At 47.3% G+C, this 17484-nt stretch carries 11 protein-coding genes and 1 pseudogene; 2 read left to right on the top strand and 10 right to left on the bottom strand.

Features of this window, described 5'->3' with window-relative positions:
- Positions 1-179 precede the first annotated feature (179 nt).
- The 6 genes and pseudogenes from ACWI_RS07790 to ACWI_RS07765 form a co-directional block, all read right to left on the bottom strand.
- Positions 180-491 carry a rhodanese-like domain-containing protein gene (locus ACWI_RS07790; protein ID WP_242871594.1) on the bottom strand — a complete coding sequence of 104 codons (312 nt, stop codon included), beginning with the start codon at positions 489-491 and terminating at the stop codon, positions 180-182.
- Positions 492-612: 121 nt separating this feature from the next.
- Positions 613-2244: a D-alanyl-D-alanine carboxypeptidase family protein gene (locus ACWI_RS07785; RefSeq protein WP_084633570.1), complete on the bottom strand. Its 1632-nt coding sequence runs from the start codon at positions 2242-2244 to the stop codon at positions 613-615.
- A gap of 132 nt (positions 2245-2376) precedes the next feature.
- Positions 2377-3303, bottom strand: a pseudogene (locus ACWI_RS07780) (DMT family transporter).
- The gene (locus ACWI_RS07775; protein WP_070370865.1) at positions 3300-4169 is read right to left on the bottom strand and encodes an AraC family ligand binding domain-containing protein; all 870 of its coding nucleotides are present in this window, start codon (positions 4167-4169) and stop codon (positions 3300-3302) included. The pseudogene ACWI_RS07780 and the gene ACWI_RS07775 overlap by 4 nt, the downstream one beginning before the upstream one ends.
- A gap of 87 nt (positions 4170-4256) precedes the next feature.
- Positions 4257-5063 (bottom strand): formate dehydrogenase accessory sulfurtransferase FdhD, encoded by an 807-nt coding sequence (gene fdhD / locus ACWI_RS07770; protein ID WP_084633569.1) that lies wholly within the window; start codon positions 5061-5063, stop codon positions 4257-4259.
- Positions 5064-5087: 24 nt separating this feature from the next.
- The gene (locus ACWI_RS07765) at positions 5088-6605 is read right to left on the bottom strand and encodes a PucR family transcriptional regulator (protein WP_175440918.1); all 1518 of its coding nucleotides are present in this window, start codon (positions 6603-6605) and stop codon (positions 5088-5090) included.
- Positions 6606-6928: 323 nt separating this feature from the next.
- Here ACWI_RS07765 and ACWI_RS07760 point away from each other — a divergent pair, with 323 nt between their 5' ends.
- Together ACWI_RS07760 and ACWI_RS07755 are read left to right on the top strand one after the other, a co-directional pair.
- Positions 6929-8089, top strand: coding sequence for an iron-containing alcohol dehydrogenase (locus ACWI_RS07760; protein WP_070370863.1), 1161 nt, complete (start codon positions 6929-6931; stop codon positions 8087-8089).
- A 30-nt stretch (positions 8090-8119) separates the two neighbouring features.
- Complete coding sequence (locus tag ACWI_RS07755; RefSeq protein WP_070370862.1) at positions 8120-10096, top strand: NAD(P)/FAD-dependent oxidoreductase; 1977 nt, start codon at positions 8120-8122, stop codon at positions 10094-10096.
- A gap of 92 nt (positions 10097-10188) precedes the next feature.
- Here the strand turns inward: ACWI_RS07755 and ACWI_RS07750 are convergent, their stop codons facing one another.
- From ACWI_RS07750 to ACWI_RS07735, 4 genes are all read right to left on the bottom strand, one after another.
- A complete protein-coding gene (locus ACWI_RS07750; protein WP_070370861.1) occupies positions 10189-11652 on the bottom strand; it encodes a histidine kinase N-terminal 7TM domain-containing diguanylate cyclase in 1464 nt (487 codons plus the stop codon).
- Positions 11653-11727: 75 nt separating this feature from the next.
- A complete protein-coding gene (locus tag ACWI_RS07745) occupies positions 11728-13131 on the bottom strand; it encodes a DUF1254 domain-containing protein (RefSeq protein ID WP_070370860.1) in 1404 nt (467 codons plus the stop codon).
- Positions 13132-13290: 159 nt separating this feature from the next.
- Positions 13291-15285 carry a serine hydrolase domain-containing protein gene (locus ACWI_RS07740; protein WP_070370859.1) on the bottom strand — a complete coding sequence of 665 codons (1995 nt, stop codon included), beginning with the start codon at positions 15283-15285 and terminating at the stop codon, positions 13291-13293.
- Between the two features lie 89 nt (positions 15286-15374).
- A complete protein-coding gene (locus tag ACWI_RS07735; protein ID WP_084633567.1) occupies positions 15375-17363 on the bottom strand; it encodes a serine hydrolase domain-containing protein in 1989 nt (662 codons plus the stop codon).
- Positions 17364-17484: the final 121 nt, after the last annotated feature.

Raw genomic sequence — 17484 nt, 5'->3', positions numbered from 1 at the left:
TGTTGCAATTTCATGATTAAAACCGCCTGTGGATGCTTTTAGCAACTCACTCACCACGAGTATTCGAGACCCCCAAAGAATGTCAAACAAATTCAAGCACCCCAATTCTTTTTCAGAATGGGGTGCTTGAACTTTTTAGTCATTCTGTTGGCAGTCATTATTTTCAATCGCATTCTCTGCTACTTCACCACTTCATAGGGCCAATCCACAATACCACCAAAATCATAGATATTGCTATAGCCGAGATCCACCAGTTTTTTTGCCGCCTCGGCACTCCGGCGGCCGGTGCGACAATAAACAAGAATGGTCTGATTCGAATCGGCTAAAACAGTGGATGACTTAGCGCTGATCTCGGTGTCCGGAATCAGTACGGCATTCTCAATATGACCTTCGTTATATTCCTCTTGAGTCCGGACATCCAGGATGACCAGGTTTTTGCCCTCATCGATCATGACTTTGGCCTCTTCAGCCGTAATTTTGTTAACTGACACTATCTTCTCCTTTGTTTGTTGCTGACTTGAACATCCCGCCACCAAAATGACCACAATCAGCATCAGTATTCCTAACTTTTTCATCGCTTTGCCTTTCATAAAAACCAAATCATCCGCTCAGTTAGTAAATTCCATAAAATTCTTCCATCGTTTTACCGCTGTTGTAAATGGCCGTGGCTACCGGAACCCCCAGGTACCGCAGATGCCAGGGTTCATAGGCATAGCCGGTGATATTGGTTTTGCCCTGGGGATAGCGGACAATAAAACCATACTCATGAGCATGATCCCGGATAAACTGACCCTCCGCCGTGGCACCAAAACTTTCCACCAGATCAAAATCAACGGTGGCGGAGGTGACATCCATGGCCAAGCCCAGTTGATGCTCACTCATTCCCGGCCGGGCACTGACCAGCTCCGCCCCGGCGACTCCATACATCTCGACATTCCATTGATACAATGCCGCCTGAGTCGCATAAGAGCGATACCCGGAATTGCAGTAGAGGGTCAAGCCCTGAGCACTGGCACCATTAAATAACTGGATCAGATGCTCGGCGGCATCAGCCCGCAGTTGGGTGTCCCGGGTGGAAGGCAGATTAACCCAGACCAGATCATCCGGTACATAATCCGCTGGGATATGATGGTTTTTATTGACCAGCTGGGCCAGTGAGCCCAATTCGTTGGCGGTATTGTCAGGTATCGGCAAGCCTTTTAGTTGAACAATTATTTTAATGCCCTCCAGGCGCAGCCCCAACCCTTCAGTCCCGGCACTTTCACCATTCATCACCCAGGGCATCCAGCCAAAGCCTTCCACATAGGCTTCATAATACACGTCGAACAGATTGGCATTGGCTCCCGTCAAACGGATCTGTATTCCTTCCAGTCGCAACCCCTGATTCGAGGTCCCACTCAGTTCACCGTCCTCTTTCCAACCCTGCCAACCAAGATTCTGGACATGGGTCTGGTATTCAAAGCCAACATTGCTTTCCAGGTTTTCATTTATTATTTCGATGGCTTCCAGACGCAGATTCTGTCCTGTGGTACCACTCATTTCGCCATTTTTCTGCCAACCCTGCCAGCCAATATTCTGGATATGCGTTCGATAGGTCGATTGGGTGTTGGTGGTTACGAAAGGACGATCCGTTGCCCCCGGTGCCGGATCACCCTTGGGTACCACCATGATTCTGATCCCCTCCAGCCTTAAACCAAACCCTTCGGTTCCGGCGCTGGCATCATTCTTAGCCCAATCCAGCCAGCCAAAATTCTGGGCATGAACCTGATAGTAAACGTCGTAATTCCCAGCGTCAGCCCCGATCAGTCGGATTTTGATGGCTTCCAGCCGGAGTGACTGGCCCGAGGTTCCGCTCATCGCACCGTTTTTTACATAATTCTGCCAACCGATATTCTGGACATGGGTGGTATACTCAATGCCCACATCACCGCTGACATTCTCCAGGTTGACTTCAATACCCTCCAACCGCAGCCCCTGGCCTTCCGTGCCACTCATGGCTCCATTGCTGACAAAATCCTGCCAACCGACATTCTGAACATGGGTACGATAGGAACAGCCCATCATCGCATTCACGGTACGCTCTGAGGTCGCGACCCGCTCCACCGAATCGGCTGTGACAGCGTTTTCAGTTTGTGTCGAATTATCTTCGGCGCTAACCCTGCTGATATGCGGCATCATCGCCAACAATAAAACCAGACCGAATAAACCAATCAGTGTGATCCTCATTGCCCTTAATCTTAACATTTCATTTAACCCTTCCTTTTATAGCATTATCTTAAAAAATTAATTCCCATGATTTATTTTATCATAAATCATGGGAATGGTCAGATAATTTGTTGGCATTTACAATAAAATCATGTCTGATCGTATTTCCTGTTAGCTGATTTTTTCAGTTTTTTCGGTCATCCTATTTTTTCCCGGAGCGCTCTGCTTTTCAGAAATAATCAACCCCAGGAGGGTCAGCCCAATTCCCAGTACCGCCAGCCCGGTTAATCTTTCCTTAAGAATCAGCACCGATGTTGCCACGGTGATGACCGGCACCAGATAAATATAAACCGTGGTTTTGGTGGCTCCCAATCGCTTGACTGCTAGACTTCAGGTGACAAAGCAGAGCGCCGAGGCCAGCAGTCCCAAAAACAGCAGATTAAAGAGATAAACCGGCTGAGTCAATGATTTAATACTCCAATTAACATCAAAAAAGGGCAGGGCCGGCAGCATAAAGAGGAGCCCATAAAAAAAGATCCGCCTTGTGGTTTGAATGCTGTGATAACCCAGGCCACTAATTTTACGGGTCAGCACTGAATAAACCGCCCATACTCCGGCTGCCAGTAGCGCCAGTAAATCACCAATGGGATTGAGTTGCAGCACCATGATCCCGTTAAAGCTGATCAGAAAAATTCCGATAATGGCAGCCAGAAAACCGATGAAAAAATTCAGGCTCAGTTTTTCGCCAGCCAGAAAGAAATGGGCCAGGATGGCGGTGAAAAAGGGGGCGATCGAAATAATCACGCCAACGTTGGAGGCATAGGTATAGGTGAGGGCAATGTTTTCAAGCAAAAAATAGAGGGTAACCCCACACAAACCAGCAGCCATCATCAGCATTTCTGCGGCCCGGCTGCGTAGGCCCATGCGCCGGGGATAGACCAGGGTCAGGGCGAGATAGCCGATCACAAAGCGAAAAACCAGAATCTCAATCGGTGTAAAAACATCCAGCAGAATTTTTGTCGAAACAAAGGTGATGCCCCAGATAAAAATCGTAAACGCCGCCGCCAGATGGCCGGTCAGCCAATGCTCGCCGCTCAATTTTTGCTCCCCTCATCCCTGCTCCGGGAACCCTGGGGCTGCGGAGCATTCGGGATAAATATTTTCTGGTATTGTTTTGGCGTAATCCCAATGAATTGCTTAAAAAAATTAGTGAAGTGACTCTGATCCGAAAATCCGGTCTGATAAGCTGTTTCAAGCGGCTCCAGCCCTTTTTCCAGCAACTGCTTGGCCTGGTTGATGCGCACCGTCTCCAGATAGCGGTAGGGGGTGATCCCCTTTGTTCTGGTAAAGGCCCGGACCAGATAATACTTGCCGCATCCAGTTAAAACACATAAGTCCGCCAGTGTGATCCGCTCCTGATAATGTGCTTCCAGGTAAGCGCAGATCATTTCAATGTCACCATCACTTTCCGGCTGATCACCATCGGTTTCCCGGATTCCATATTCTTCGACCAGCTGCTCGATCAAAAATAGAAAGGCTTCTTCTTTGTTAAATTCGCCTGCTTCCTGCATGACCATCTGATGCAGTTCCTGAAGGCCCTTGACCTGTTCGCACTGAGATACTACTGGCTGTTTAAAAATCAGCTTGTCCGGCTTCCCGGTGATTTCGTAAACCACTTCCCTCATTATTTCCGGTTTGATGTTGAGGCACCGGTAATCCAGGGGTTTTTCATCAATTTGTTCGCAAAAATGATTATCGTAGGGATTAAAAAGCAGCAAATCCCCTGGTTCTACCCGGTATTCCCTATTTTTACAAGACAGTTTTCGCTGTCCACTTTCAATAAAGCCAATCACATAATGCTCATGAAAGTGATTGGGAAATTTTTGAATAATGCCTTTTAAACGCAAGGCTTCGATTTTCAGCTCGCTATCATAACGGACGATCCGTTCTTCATGGTGTTTCATTTTCCTACCTCCGCTTCCATCCCAGTGTAGCATTAATCTTCTTTTATCTCTAGGATGATATTGCAGTTCCGAAAAAAAAGCAGGAAATTACTTTCCTGCATAAAGATTCATTCGTTTGCCTCTGACAAAGCCAATCAGGGTGAGATTAAACTGACGGGCCAGTAAAACCGCTTCGTCGGTGGGCGCTGAATGGGAGGCAATCACCGGGATACGGCTTCTGATCGCTTTGATAACCATATCCGAGGGAATCCGGCCGGTGGTAAACAGGATCGCCTCAGCGATATTTTTTTCTTCTATCATGGCCTGGCCAATGGTTTTATCCACTGCATTGTGGCGGCCGATATCTTCGCAGATAAACGCCAGTTCGCCACTAATGCTCATCGCACAACAATGGGTTCCGCCGGTTTCGGCAAACAGCCCGGCATTGTGGTTGCAGGCATTGGCCAGCATCAACACTGTTTCCGGGGACCAGTCATGAACCGGTAAGGGCATCAGGCTTTTGGCGTAAGCAGCCTGGCGAATTTTCCGGTTATTGCCACAGGAAATCGAGTTGCTGCCGGTATCATGATCAATTTCCGGCAATGGCAGTGGTTTATACAGCTGGACCTTGACCCGCTCCCCACTTTCACAGACATAAATAAATTCAATTTCATCGGGATTTTTGATATAGCCCTCGCTGAGCAGAAATCCCAGCACCAGGGCATCCAATCTTTCGGGGCTGCAGACCAGTTTAAAGGCCAGTTGATCATTAATATAGGCATTCAGATGATGTTCGACAATCACCATATCGGTCATTTTCTCTTCAGTCAAGCGATGATCTGCCGACTGCCGGATACGCTCAATTGCAAAACTTTCTTTTAAACTTAAGTTGTGGCTTTCATTGATTATCTTCATTGCGCTTTTTTCTCCACTTTTTTACTATAAACAGGCTAAAATATCATTCACCTTCACTGAGAGCTGAATGTTGAACAAGGTTTCGCTATCGGATAAATCAAGCTCAGTTAATTCAATAATCCGATTAATCCGGTATTTGAGCGTATTGTAGTGAACATGCAGACTTTTCGCGGTCAGGGTGGTATCCTGATTATGATTAATATAGGCTACCAGGGTTTCCAGAAAATTGCTGCCCTTTTTCTCATCCAGGTCTTTTAGTGTTTTCACCACCGGATGGATTAAATTCTTAATATTCGTTTCGCCTCTAAAGCTGAGGATCATATGGGGAATGATCAGTTCGTCATAGTTGCGAATCCGCCCTGGTTTTTTCAGCTGATCGCCTAAAGTCAAAGCATTATGAGCCTGTTTATAGTGCTCACAAAAATCATACAGGTGATAAAATATTTTGCTGATGCCGGCGGTACAGTCATTTTCCTCCAATAGGTTTTCAAATGATGCCATTTCCCGCTCATTCTGAATTTCTGCGGTGATGGTGTCCAGCAAAATCACCAATTGTCCATTGTAAATAATCACCGTTTGCCGGTTAAAGAAATTCTGATAAATCCGCTTTAAGTAATACAACCGATCATTGGTATTCTGGCGATTATCGATGCGGATAACCAGGGCGAAGAGATTTTTATAGAGCTTTAGTCCATAAATTCTTTCCCGTTCTTCAATGGCCGCATGATCATACATTTTCTGGTTCAGCAGGGCAATTAAAAAGGTGTCACTCAGTGAACTGGCAGTCTGGCTGATGCCGTTGGCATCCTCCATGGTCATCGCTACAGCATGACACAGCATAATCAGTATTTCCTGATCACTTTCGCTAATTGGATGGTGGTATTCCAAAAGCTTCAGATAGGCCAACGGACGATTGTTTTTTAAAACCCGGCCAACCAGTTGCCGGTGGTTTAACAAGCCCGTCTCCCAAATGACCAGCACCTCTTTGCCCTGATCAATTTCATTTTGATTTTCATCCGTCATCACCGATTTAGCATACTCTTTATTGACATAGCCCTTGGACAAAGTCCATTCCCAAAGCGGTTCATTATTAATATTATTTCCCCCGGAATGAGCAATAAAACATAACGAAACATCAACCAGCAATAAGGGATTACCCAGCAGCTGATAGCCCAGATCCAGTAATTGCTGGATGGTATAGCCCTTCTGACAGGACTCAAGAATCTTTATTGAGCTGTCGCCAATCCGATACTGATCCTCAAATAATTGTCTGACCCGCTTGACCACCGTTTCCGGGCTCCAGGCTTTATCCACCAGAATGGCATTCGTGCTACTTTCTCCCGTATACTTTTCGTCCAGGGGCTGATCCTCGATGATAATAAAACAGATTTTGTGATCCAGTCGTCGCTGGATATCAGACCCCTTTATAACATAGGCATAGTCCGGCGACACGTCTTCTTGTTCAGTAAAAAAGTCAATGCCTTTAATTTCAATCGTGTCGTCATTTTCATTGATGCGCATTCTAACAGGACGCCCATTCAATACCGACCTCATTTTTTTAAGTGTTACCGCCATCAAAACCACCTTATCATCTTATCGAATTTGACTCATTATATCACGGGGTGAAACCCCTGTACATCAGGGTCTTAAATAAAAACCACTGACCGTTTGCCGATCTCATTTTTAGGAATAATTTACCAATTCAACCTCCTTATTTTGTCACTTTTTACAAGCCTGCTTTGTCAAACGACTTCTTTTTTGATCACTAAAATCTCAAACCCTCACAAAGACGGCGCCACCCCCAACTGCTATACTGATGCCAGCTCGAAATGACAACGCTTTAACAAAATCAAGGAGGATTTGAGATGGTACAACGATACTCACAATTATGTCCGGTAGCTTTCGGTGCTGGCGCGGTCAGCACCACCGGAGATGTAGCCAAAGAATTAGGATTTAACAGGGTTTTAATCGTCACGGATGAAAACGTAAAAAAAATGGGGCACTCTCAAAAAGTAGTCGACAGTTTAACCGCAGCCGGAATGGAAATCTTTTTATTTGCCGACTGTGAAATGGATGCCCCGGACTACACGGTTCAGGCTGGTGCCGATCTGGTAAAAACTCACGCCATTGATGGGATAGTCGGCATTGGCGGCGGCAGTGTTCTGGATACCGCCAAAGGAATCAGCACCCTGGCTGCCAATCATGTCAGTGTTTCGGAACTGCTGGATTCGGCCCGAAACATGATGCCGCTGGAAAACCCACCGATAAAGCTGATTTTGATCCCCACCACCTCTGGCACCGGCTCGGAAAGCACCATTATCGCCGTCATCAGCGATACCAAAAATCATGAAAAAATCGGTGCCATTGCACCACCCAGCTTTGCGATTGTTGACCCTGAATTGACCCTGGGGATGCCAAAAGAAATTACAGTTTACACCGGTATGGACGCTTTTTCCCATGTTTGCGAAGCATTAACCAGTGTACAACCCAATCCCCACTCCGATATTCTCTGTTATGATACCATTGAACGGATTACCAAATGGCTGCCAATCGCTGCTGCCGATCCCTTGAATCTTGAAGCCCGGGAAAATCTGGCCCTGGCCAGCAACAATGCCGGCATTGCCTTTAATGATGCCATGGTTCACTTGGGTCACGCCATTGCTCACGCCATGGGCGCCACCTTTCATATTCCCCATGGCATTGCCTGCGCCCTGGTCACACCGGTTATCCTTGAATTAACAGCTCCCGTTTATCCCGAAAAAGTCAAAAAAATCGGCACTTGCATGGGCCTAACCATCAGTGCCACTGATCCCCAGGAAATTGGAATCGAAGTCGCCAATGGATTACGTCAATTTCAGAAACAATTGGGGATTCCAACGCTTCCGGACTTAACTATATCCCGAGAACAAATCCTCGGCTGTACAAACTATGTCGCCAATGAAGGTCTGCGTTTTCTCTGTCCGGTTCCGGCCACTGAAGAACGCATTGCCGCATCGCTGGCCAAGATTTACGACTGCTATCAGTAAATCGATTTATAAAATTTAAGGAGAATCTCTATGACTTTTGAACATTTATTGTCCCCCATTAATATTGGTACCTTAAAAATCAGAAACCGGGTGGTGATGGGCGCCATGGGTTCGGGAACGGCTCATGACAATGCCACGGTTTCGGAATGTGAATGCGCCTACTACGCCGAGCGCGCTAAAGGCGGGGTCGGACTGATTATCAACGAGGTCACCCGGGTCAATAATGAAACCGGCGTGATGATGCCCCGCCAAACCTCGGCCGCCACCGATGACTGCATCCCAGGGCTTTCCAAGCTGGCCAAGGCCGTTCATTTTTATGACGGTGCCATCTTTATTCAGCTGCATCATCCCGGCCGACAAACTGATAACATGGCCATCGGTGGGCGGGCGACCATCTCTCCCAGTGGCATCAAGAGCATGCTGACCCAGGCCGAATGCCGGGAAATGACCAATGCCGAAATAAAAAGCTTTGTTCAGGATTATATCAATGCCGCCGAACGTTGCTACAAAGCAGGGATCGACGGGGTTGAACTGCATGGCGCCCATGGCTACATGCTAAACCAGTTTATTTCCCCGCTGACCAATAAACGGACTGACGAATACGGCGGCAGCACCGAAAACCGGGCCCGGGTGGTGAAAGAAATTATTGAAGGTATTCGCGCCCGCGTTGGCCGCGACTACCCGGTGATGTTCCGGATTTCAGCCGATGAGTTTCTTCGGGAATCGATGTTTCCCTTTTCCGAAGACGGCTTGCTGCTGGATGAAGCGGTGGAAATCTGTAAATACCTGGTGCCCTTTGGTCTCGATGCCATCAATGTCTCGGCTGGTATTTATGAAACCATGAATCAGGCCTGGGAACCGATTTCTTTTAACGAAGGCTGGAAAATCTATCTGGCTGAAGCCGTAAAAAAAGCGGTGGATGTACCGGTCTTTGGGGTCGGTGTGATCCGCAACCCGGAATTTGCTGAAAAAATCATTGCTGAGGGTCGCGTGGACGGGGTTACCATCGCCCGGGGTCTATTGGCTGATCCCGATTGGGTTAATAAAGCTGCTGCCGGAGCGGTGGATGATATCCGCCGCTGCATCTCCTGTCTGAACTGCATGGACTCCATGATTGCCAATGGGATGAAGGGCGAACCCTTTGCCTGTGCCATCAATGCCCGGGCCGCCCGGGAATGGTTCTATAATGATGCCCGGCAGGATGGCGATGGCCGTTTAGTGGTTGTTATCGGTGGGGGCCCTGCGGGCATGGAAGCGGCCCGCAAGCTTTCTGAACGGCAATTTAAGGTCGTCTTATTTGAGAAAGACGGCGAACTGGGTGGCCAACTCGGTCTGGCCAACAAGCCGCCTCATAAAGATAAAATCAACTGGCTGATTGACTATTATAAAACCCAACTCACCAAGCTGGGGGTCGAAGTTCGCCTCAATACACCTGCCACCCATAATGCCATTACGGCTCTGAACCCTTATGCTGTTTTTGTGGCCACCGGTTCTGAAGCAATCGTTCCTCAATCGATCAAAGGCGTCAAAAAAGCCCATGTCTGCACCAGCACCGATATTCTCACTGGCAAGGTCCAGCTCACTGGTAAAAAAGTCGCTGTGATCGGTTCTGGCATGACCGGGGTTGAAACGGCTGAACTGCTGGAAACCCAGGACAATGAGGTTTTTGTGGTGGAGATGGCTGATCGCATTGGCCCCGATGCCAGCTGGCAGAGTTTCAGCGACGTTCAGGCCCGCCTGATTAAATTTGGCACCGTCTTTATGCCAGCCCATAAACTGGTATCAATTGATGATCAATCGATTAAATTGAAGCAGACCAATGGACAATACACTGATCTTTCTGTTGACTATGTGGTTCTATCCTTAGGCGTCAAAGCTGATCAAACCTTGGCCGATGCGCTCGTTCTTCATTTTGATCGGGTTGTCAAGATTGGTGACACGGCTCAGATTGGCCGCATTGCCAATGCCGTCGAAACCGGTTTTGTCGCCGCTTATCAGTTGGTTTAGATTTTAATTCCATCATATTTTTAAATTTTTCGATAAAAATTGGCGAAGCCTGAAGCTTCGCCAATTTTTTCATGTTTTTATCCGTATTCTTCTCATGTCTCAAGCGCTTCTTCCCAAACCACAGCGTTTCTACCTGCATTTTTGGCCTGATACAAAAGCTTATCGACCAGATTCATGGTTTTGCTGTAATCTTCCTTATTATACCAGCATAAGCCAATCGACACCGTACAGGGAAAAGCCGTCTGTCGGGATTGAAAAGCCGTCCTGAACGTTTCACTCCGGTTTCTGGCATTTTCAAGGCTTTCCCCTTCAATCAGCACCGCAAACTCTTCCCCGCCGTAGCGACAAATCACGCCATCGTAAAAATGCTTACTCAAGCAATCGGCAAGTTCACAGAGTACGGTATCTCCGGCCTGATGTCCATATTGATCGTTAACCAGCTTAAAGTGGTCAATATCCAGCAACATGACCACACCCACCTTCTCCAGCTGATTGAATCGCTGGACAAAATGATGCCGATTAAAGAGTTGGGTTAAGTGATCGGTGATAGCCAAAATCTCAACCTGTTTTTTAGCCTCGGTAATTTCGGTCACATCGGTAAAAACAACGATGGTTCCATGGTGCTTTCCAATCGCATTCAAGCGAATCTGATAATGTTTATCACCCATGGCAATGGTCTGAGAATCATTGCTCTCCAAAATATGCGCCAAGACCATATAACGGTTTATGGGCTCTCCAATCTTTAATTGACCGAGGATTCCAAACAAGCTTTGCATCGCCCGATTCATTTTCAGAATATAGCCTTCGCTGTCAACCACAATAACCCCCTCACCAATGGTATTAAAGATCATTTCATGGGTGACTTCACTCAAAAAAAGAATATCATAGCGATAAATACCACTGGCCACCAACACACTTAAAAAGATAAATGAAAAAGGTATCAGATCAATTTCACCAATTCCCCAGCCCAATAAATAACAGGTGCTGGCAATCATCGGAACCAGCATTCCGGTAAAAACCAGAAAGGCCCGCCTTCGGGTCACCCCTCTGGTATTTAGGATCTGTCCAATCAAAACAACCAGGGCATAAATCATCGCAAAATACAAGGCCCCTACCTGAACCATATACCATTGACCTTTTTGTGTCATCACGATGGGAAAGCCAATGCTTCTATCCACCCCCATTTGAGCATAATATAAACCATGCATCGCATTTGTCTCAACCAAAAACAAGGTAGCCGTACAGATGGCCAGCACAATCCCCATCACATAATTGTTGGCAAAACGCCGCTCCCCGGCATACTCTCTGGCAAACCAGAGAATGAGAATGGGATAAAAAGACACGCCCAGATACTCCACTCGAATCCATTGATACATGGTTTCCCAATCCGAGCTCATCAATTCCATCCCATAGGCAAAACTGTGAATTGCCATGGCAAACATTAATAGCGTAATCGCTTTAACCCCAGAAATTCCCCGATGCCGAAAGCCAACGATCCCCAAAACAATCAAGACCATTGATGAAACCACCAATATTGTGCTTAAAATTATATTCATCTAACTAGCCTCATTCAAAATTATCGTTGTCAAAAAAACACCCTTGCAAACCGAACTAATCGACACGCTGATTTTTTATTCGGCCTTTTTTATCGTTGGCGGTTGCCAACTGCCATCAAACACTGATTCCTGAGGCAGATAAATTCGCAGGTACAGATGAAAATTATCAGCTGAAATCGGCAACCAGTTATTAGCCATTGTGGCATCGGCCGGGGCCTGAGTTTGCAGCAACAAATCCAGCGAACCGTCCTGATTATAGGTAACAGCACTGCGGTCATTGATACTGTAGCGATTAATCGGATTATCGATTAAAAAATTATCACTGTCATAGGCAGTGATCGACCAGAAACCGGTGTCTTTGGTTGGTGGGAGCTGATCTTTGTCAAAATGGATCACATAATTGTTGGTGCCATCAAAGGTGACGCCATCACTATCAGTGCTGGCATTGGGATAAATGGCGACGGAAACTGGGTTGGCTGCCAAACCGTTTAAGGCAATCAATGCCCGATAATCATATTCGGTGCCAAATTCGGCCACCGGTTCCCCAAAAAACCGCCAGTTATTCATCTGAACCAGAAAATCCTGAGAATCGTTGAACAAGGTGGTCGACAGATCATTGATCATCGTATTCCACTCGTCCTGTCCGGAATCCCCCAATATTGCTGGGTCAAACTCAAGGCCCGGGCCGACGCCCACCGCACTGATTTTTTCAATCATGGCCTGATCGGCACTGGCAGGAGGATTGGCAACCATTAACTGATTGGCGGTATTAAAAAACTCCGCTGGGGTCATCTGCAAAACATGCTCGATGGGAATAAAGTTATTGCTTTCACTATAACTGCCTTTAGCCGGAATATAGGCTTCCCCTGACAAATAATTCGTCAGCGGCAGCAATTGGATGTTATTTTGAATGGCATAGACATTATCAAGATCGGCTTCGCCATAGCTGAGTACCCGACACAAAATCCAGGCCATATTGGTAGGCATGGCAACATGAACTAGGTCTTTGGGAATGTCCCCACTGTAATCCGGCCCGGTAATCAGAAAAGCCGTCTGATCCGGATTATCGCTGCCGGAGCCGGTGATTTTGACGGCATTGGTATAAGCATCCATGATCTCCCCGGAACAAAATCGGTCAGCTTTGGGCATCACAAAAACCATTGCCGTATCCGACAGATCTAAAAATGCCTGCGAATAAAGGGTATCGGTATTGAGGGTGACCACATCCTTAGCACTGGCATTGGCCAGATTATGGCTGTGGAACAACTGATTAGGCGGTGCCTGGGTCGTCGTTGGTTCCACTGTATTGGTCATCTTTTCCATGGTGGCATTCACCAGCACCAACGGAAAGGCATAAACGTAGGCATCGTAGATGGTCTCTTTGATACTCTCTGTTTTTGGTTCATTCTGGCTGGCGGTACAGCCGGTCAAAAACAGCAACGAAAGAAATAGACAGATAATCCTGGTAATCTTCTTCATGACAAATTTCCCTTCTTATTCAAATAAGCTAATCTGCAATCATCCTGGATAATTTTTCGACTCATGATCAATTGCTCTATTTCATTCATTGTAACCCAATTCCGACAAAAAAATAAGACTCAAAATATTAATTTTGAGCCTTATTGCGGCATCAACTATTTAAAAGCTGTACTGATAGGTAAATTCATCGCCTTCGTTGCCGATAAACATCAGATAAGCACCCGCTGGCACCGGCACTTCTTCAATTGTAGCATACATGGTATCGGCTAGCACCGCCAGCGCTGGGTCATAAATCACCAACCGCCCCCCCTCTGGCAGGGTGACGCTAAAGCTACCATCAGCGTCCAGCTTTCTGACGACATTTTCACCATTTTTTTCTATCCTGATTTTTTCATCATTGGCCAGCATGGGAATGTCGGCCACATCCACAAAAACATAGCCCATCGCCGTCATTGTGGTGGTTCCGTTTTCTTCTGTAAGGGTTGGCTCAACCAGATCCCGGGCGTAGGGCAGGTTGTTATAGGCGGTATTTTCGTCCTTCAGGGGATAGGGTGTAAAGCTGCCGTCACTGCCAAAATAAATGGTTCCTGGAAGCTCCGGCAGACTGCCAGTCACAGCAGAAAATGCATATAAATCAATGGCACTGAGATTTTTGGGAATCCAGGCTTTACCGGCAAAACGGCTGGTATCGATCGGATTATTGGCCGTAATGCCCTGACCGATGACCAGCGAATAATCGGCCGTATTCATCGACTGCAGCACCAGTTTTTTGCCAAAACTTTCGGAAAAAGACATTCGATATCCGTTTTGCATATCAAAATAGCCCTCACCGCTGTAGGAATAACTGCCAGCGGTGGTAAAGCCATTGCCATCGAAGCGTTTGTATTCCAGCGTGTTATTCTGCTGATTAAACTCAATCTTGATGACACTGCCGCTGGCTCCATAATATCCGGCAAAGCTGAGTATTTCGCCTGGTATCGCTGCAGCAGTGGTTGTTTGCTCGGCTGGTGGCGGGGCGGGAATAACACCCTTCTCTTCCAGTAGTGTCTGGGTGATGGTTTCGGCAATTCCCGAAGCATCCCCGGTACCGGCAAAGATCAGAGCCACAGAAAGTTTCTCTTCAGGAATGACATACAGCTGAGAATTAAACTGCAGCGTTCCGCCATTTTTGCTCAGTACATGGACACCCTGTTCGGCAAAACTGGCAACGTCCACCATATCCCAACCCAAACCATAATTGGTAATCGGGGTGCCCGTCGGCACTGTTTCTTTTCCATACTGGGGACTGGTATACTCGGTAAAGGATTCGGCACTCATCAGCTTGTTTTCCAGCAGCGCATTGCCAAAATGGCATAGATCCACTGCCGTTGCGGAAATTCCCCCGGTGCCCATCAGATTAATGATTTCTGCTGGCAGAGCGGTGCCATCCTCGTTGTTATACTTCAGGGCAATATTGGGATTTCCAGCCTTAAAGGAACAGCTGCTGTCGTTCATCCCGGCTTTTTTAAAAATATTCTGCTGCAGATAGTCGGAATACGTCTGGCCGGACACCTTTTCAATTAACACCTCGGCCAGAGTGAATCCATCATTACAGTAAACACTGACCACCCCAGGATCAACCTTGAGACTGGAACCCGCCAGATAATTCATAAATTCCGTAAAAAACTGGGGATCTTTGGCCGATGCAAAGCCATTATACATCATCGTTCCCGGCAATCCCGAGGTATGGTTAAGCAGCATCCGAACCGTGATGTCCTTGTAGCGGCTGTCCGCCATGGTGAAATCCGGCAGGTAGCTAACCACCGGTTTATCGAGCTCCAGCTGACCCGCCTCCACCAGCTGCATCACGGCCGCAGCTGTAAACACCTTACTGACCGAACCAATATTAAACTGAGTGCTGGCATTTACCCCCAACGCCTCAGTCCGGTTGGCCATGGCAAAGCCTTCTTCATAAACAATTTTACCATTGTCCATAATAGCCACGGTGGCACTGGAGGCCCCACCGCCAGCGATGGCTTTCCAGATTTCGGTGCGTGCCGTGGTGATGGTTTTTTCATAGCTCTGACTCTGGGATGGGGCGGTCGTACATCCCGCCAAAGGAACAAGAATCAACAACAAACCAAGCATCACAACTGTTAATCGTTTTTTTAACATTTTCTTTATCCTTTCGTTTTTTTATAAATTGTTCCCTCTTTTAAAACCAGTCTTTAACCGCTTTTATAATTCCTGTCGATGTTGCCCCACTAAACGGTATACGCGTAAGTGAATGTCGCTCCCGGCGCACCGATAAAGACCAGATAAGAACCAGCTGTCACTGGGATTTCTTCGGCGACGCCACTGCTGCTGTCGTAATCTGGCTGCAGATCGGGACCATAAATCACAATCCGGCCACCTTCTGGCATAACCGCACTGAAGGTTCCATCATTATCCAGCTTGCGGCAGATACTTTGCCCATCACTGCCAATTACAATCGCTTCATCGTTCTGCAGCGACGCCACGGAAGCGGTATTGATAAACTGATAATCCATGATGGTTAAGATCCTTTGGCCGTTGTTTTCGGCAATCGTCGCCTGGGCCAGATCCCTGCCGTAGGGCAGCACCATTTGGGTTGTGGTCGCATCTTTTAAGCCATAGAGGGTGTAGCCGCCATTGGCCGTGTGATAAAGATAACCCGGCAGCTCTGTCACAACCCCGGTTTTTACGCCCATCGCATTGGCGTCAATGGCCGAAAGATTGGTGGGAATCCATGATTTTCCGCTAAACTGGCTGGTATCCAGCGCTGCCGCTGCTGCCGCCATTTTCTGCCCTGAGACAAAACCAGCATCACTGCTTTGATCATAGATCATAAAAAATTCCTGGCCGAAATTTTTGGCAAAACCAGCCCGATAGACCACCGGTAAATGAAAATAACCATCACTGAGATAGGGATAGGTGCCCTGGGTTTCAAAGGTCTTGCCGTCATATTTTTTATAAATCATGGCATTTTTCTCGTTATTGAATTCGATCTTTGCAATCGCTCCACCATCGCCATAAATCCCGGCGTAAGCCAGAAGCTCATCGGGGATGGTGGCTGCCGTTGGTTCTGCTGTCTCCGTTTCCAAACCCTCACTGAGTCCATTTTCATCAAGCAGCGCCTGGACAATATCATTGGCAACGCCAGTGACATCGGCATTTCCGGCAAAGACAATGGCCACCGAGATATTTTCCTGCGGCAGCAGATATAACTGCGAATTATATTGGGGCGAGCCGCCGTTTTTACCAATCACCGTCACCCCCTGGCGCTCAAAATCGGCCACCGCCACACTGTCCCAGCCCAACCCATACGGATACAGGGGTGTTCCAGCAGGCACGGTTTGGTCCCCATATTGGGGACTGGTATATTCGGTGACCATCGCTTCACTTAAAATTTTGCCCTGAAACAGGGCCTGGCCATAACGACATAAATCAGCGGCGGTGGCGGCTATCCCGCCGGAACCAAGGCTGTTGATGTATTCCACTGGAGCAGCGCTGCCATCTTCGTTGTATTTCCGGGCAATGTCGGTGTTATCGGCTTTAAAATAACAACTGCTGTTTTTCATCCCGGCTTTTGTAAAAATATTGGTCGCCAGATAATCAGAAAAAGATTGGCCGGAACTCTTCTCGACCAGAATTTGGGCCAGCGTAAAACCATCGTTGCAGTAGACACTTACCTTCCCGGGATCGCCCTTTAACTCAGTACCAGCCAGATAGGCCAGAAATTTTTGGGTATAGTCGGGATCCGGCTCCGTTGTTTCGGCATTGGTGGTATAGGTTCCGGGCAAAGCGGCGGTATGATTGAGCAGCATCCGAACCGAGATATCTTTATAGCGGCTATCAGCCATGGTAAACTCCGGCAGATAATCAACCACCGGTTTATCCAACTCCAGTTTTCCGTCTTCACAAAGCTGCAAGACTGCTGCTGCGGTAAACACCTTGCTGACCGAACAGATATTAAACTGGGTGTCTTTGGTTACCGAAAGCCCGGCTTCCCGGTTAGCCATGGCAAAACCTTCTTCATAGACCAGATTACCATTGTCCATAATCGCCACGGTGGCACTGGATGCCCCGCCCGCTGAGATGGCATTCCAGATCTCGGTTCGAGCTGCTTCAATGGTCTTTTCATAGCTTTTCGGTTCAGCCTTGGGGCTACACCCCGAGAACATCAATCCCATCATTATCAAACAACATCCCCAGATCAAAACTCTTCTTTTCATTACCGTTCCTTTCAAAAATCTTCCGCAATTTTTTTCCGCTATTTCTTTCTTACCCCAACAAGTTGAGTTTATCAACCTTTTTCGGTATAAAAAAACAGATAGTCGTTAACATATCTGTTTT

The sequence above is a fragment of the Acetobacterium wieringae genome (genome assembly GCF_001766835.1).
Classification (GTDB): domain Bacteria; phylum Bacillota; class Clostridia; order Eubacteriales; family Eubacteriaceae; genus Acetobacterium; species Acetobacterium wieringae.
The sequence above is the reverse complement of the archived record's forward strand: the minus strand, read 5'-3'. Positions and strand labels throughout refer to the sequence as shown.

Bases quoted from the DNA above. Each gene is read 5' to 3' on its own strand.
- ACWI_RS07785 (WP_084633570.1), bottom strand. From the start codon at position 2,244: ATGTTAAGATTAAGGGCAATGAGGATCACACTGATTGGTTTATTCGGT.
- ACWI_RS07775 (WP_070370865.1), bottom strand. From the start codon at position 4,169: ATGAAACACCATGAAGAACGGATCGTCCGTTATGATAGCGAGCTGAAA.
- fdhD (WP_084633569.1), bottom strand. From the start codon at position 5,063: ATGAAGATAATCAATGAAAGCCACAACTTAAGTTTAAAAGAAAGTTTT.
- ACWI_RS07760 (WP_070370863.1), top strand. From the start codon at position 6,929: ATGGTACAACGATACTCACAATTATGTCCGGTAGCTTTCGGTGCTGGC.
- ACWI_RS07755 (WP_070370862.1), top strand. From the start codon at position 8,120: ATGACTTTTGAACATTTATTGTCCCCCATTAATATTGGTACCTTAAAA.
- ACWI_RS07750 (WP_070370861.1), bottom strand. From the start codon at position 11,652: ATGAATATAATTTTAAGCACAATATTGGTGGTTTCATCAATGGTCTTG.
- ACWI_RS07745 (WP_070370860.1), bottom strand. From the start codon at position 13,131: ATGAAGAAGATTACCAGGATTATCTGTCTATTTCTTTCGTTGCTGTTT.
- ACWI_RS07740 (WP_070370859.1), bottom strand. From the start codon at position 15,285: ATGTTAAAAAAACGATTAACAGTTGTGATGCTTGGTTTGTTGTTGATT.
- ACWI_RS07735 (WP_084633567.1), bottom strand. From the start codon at position 17,363: ATGAAAAGAAGAGTTTTGATCTGGGGATGTTGTTTGATAATGATGGGA.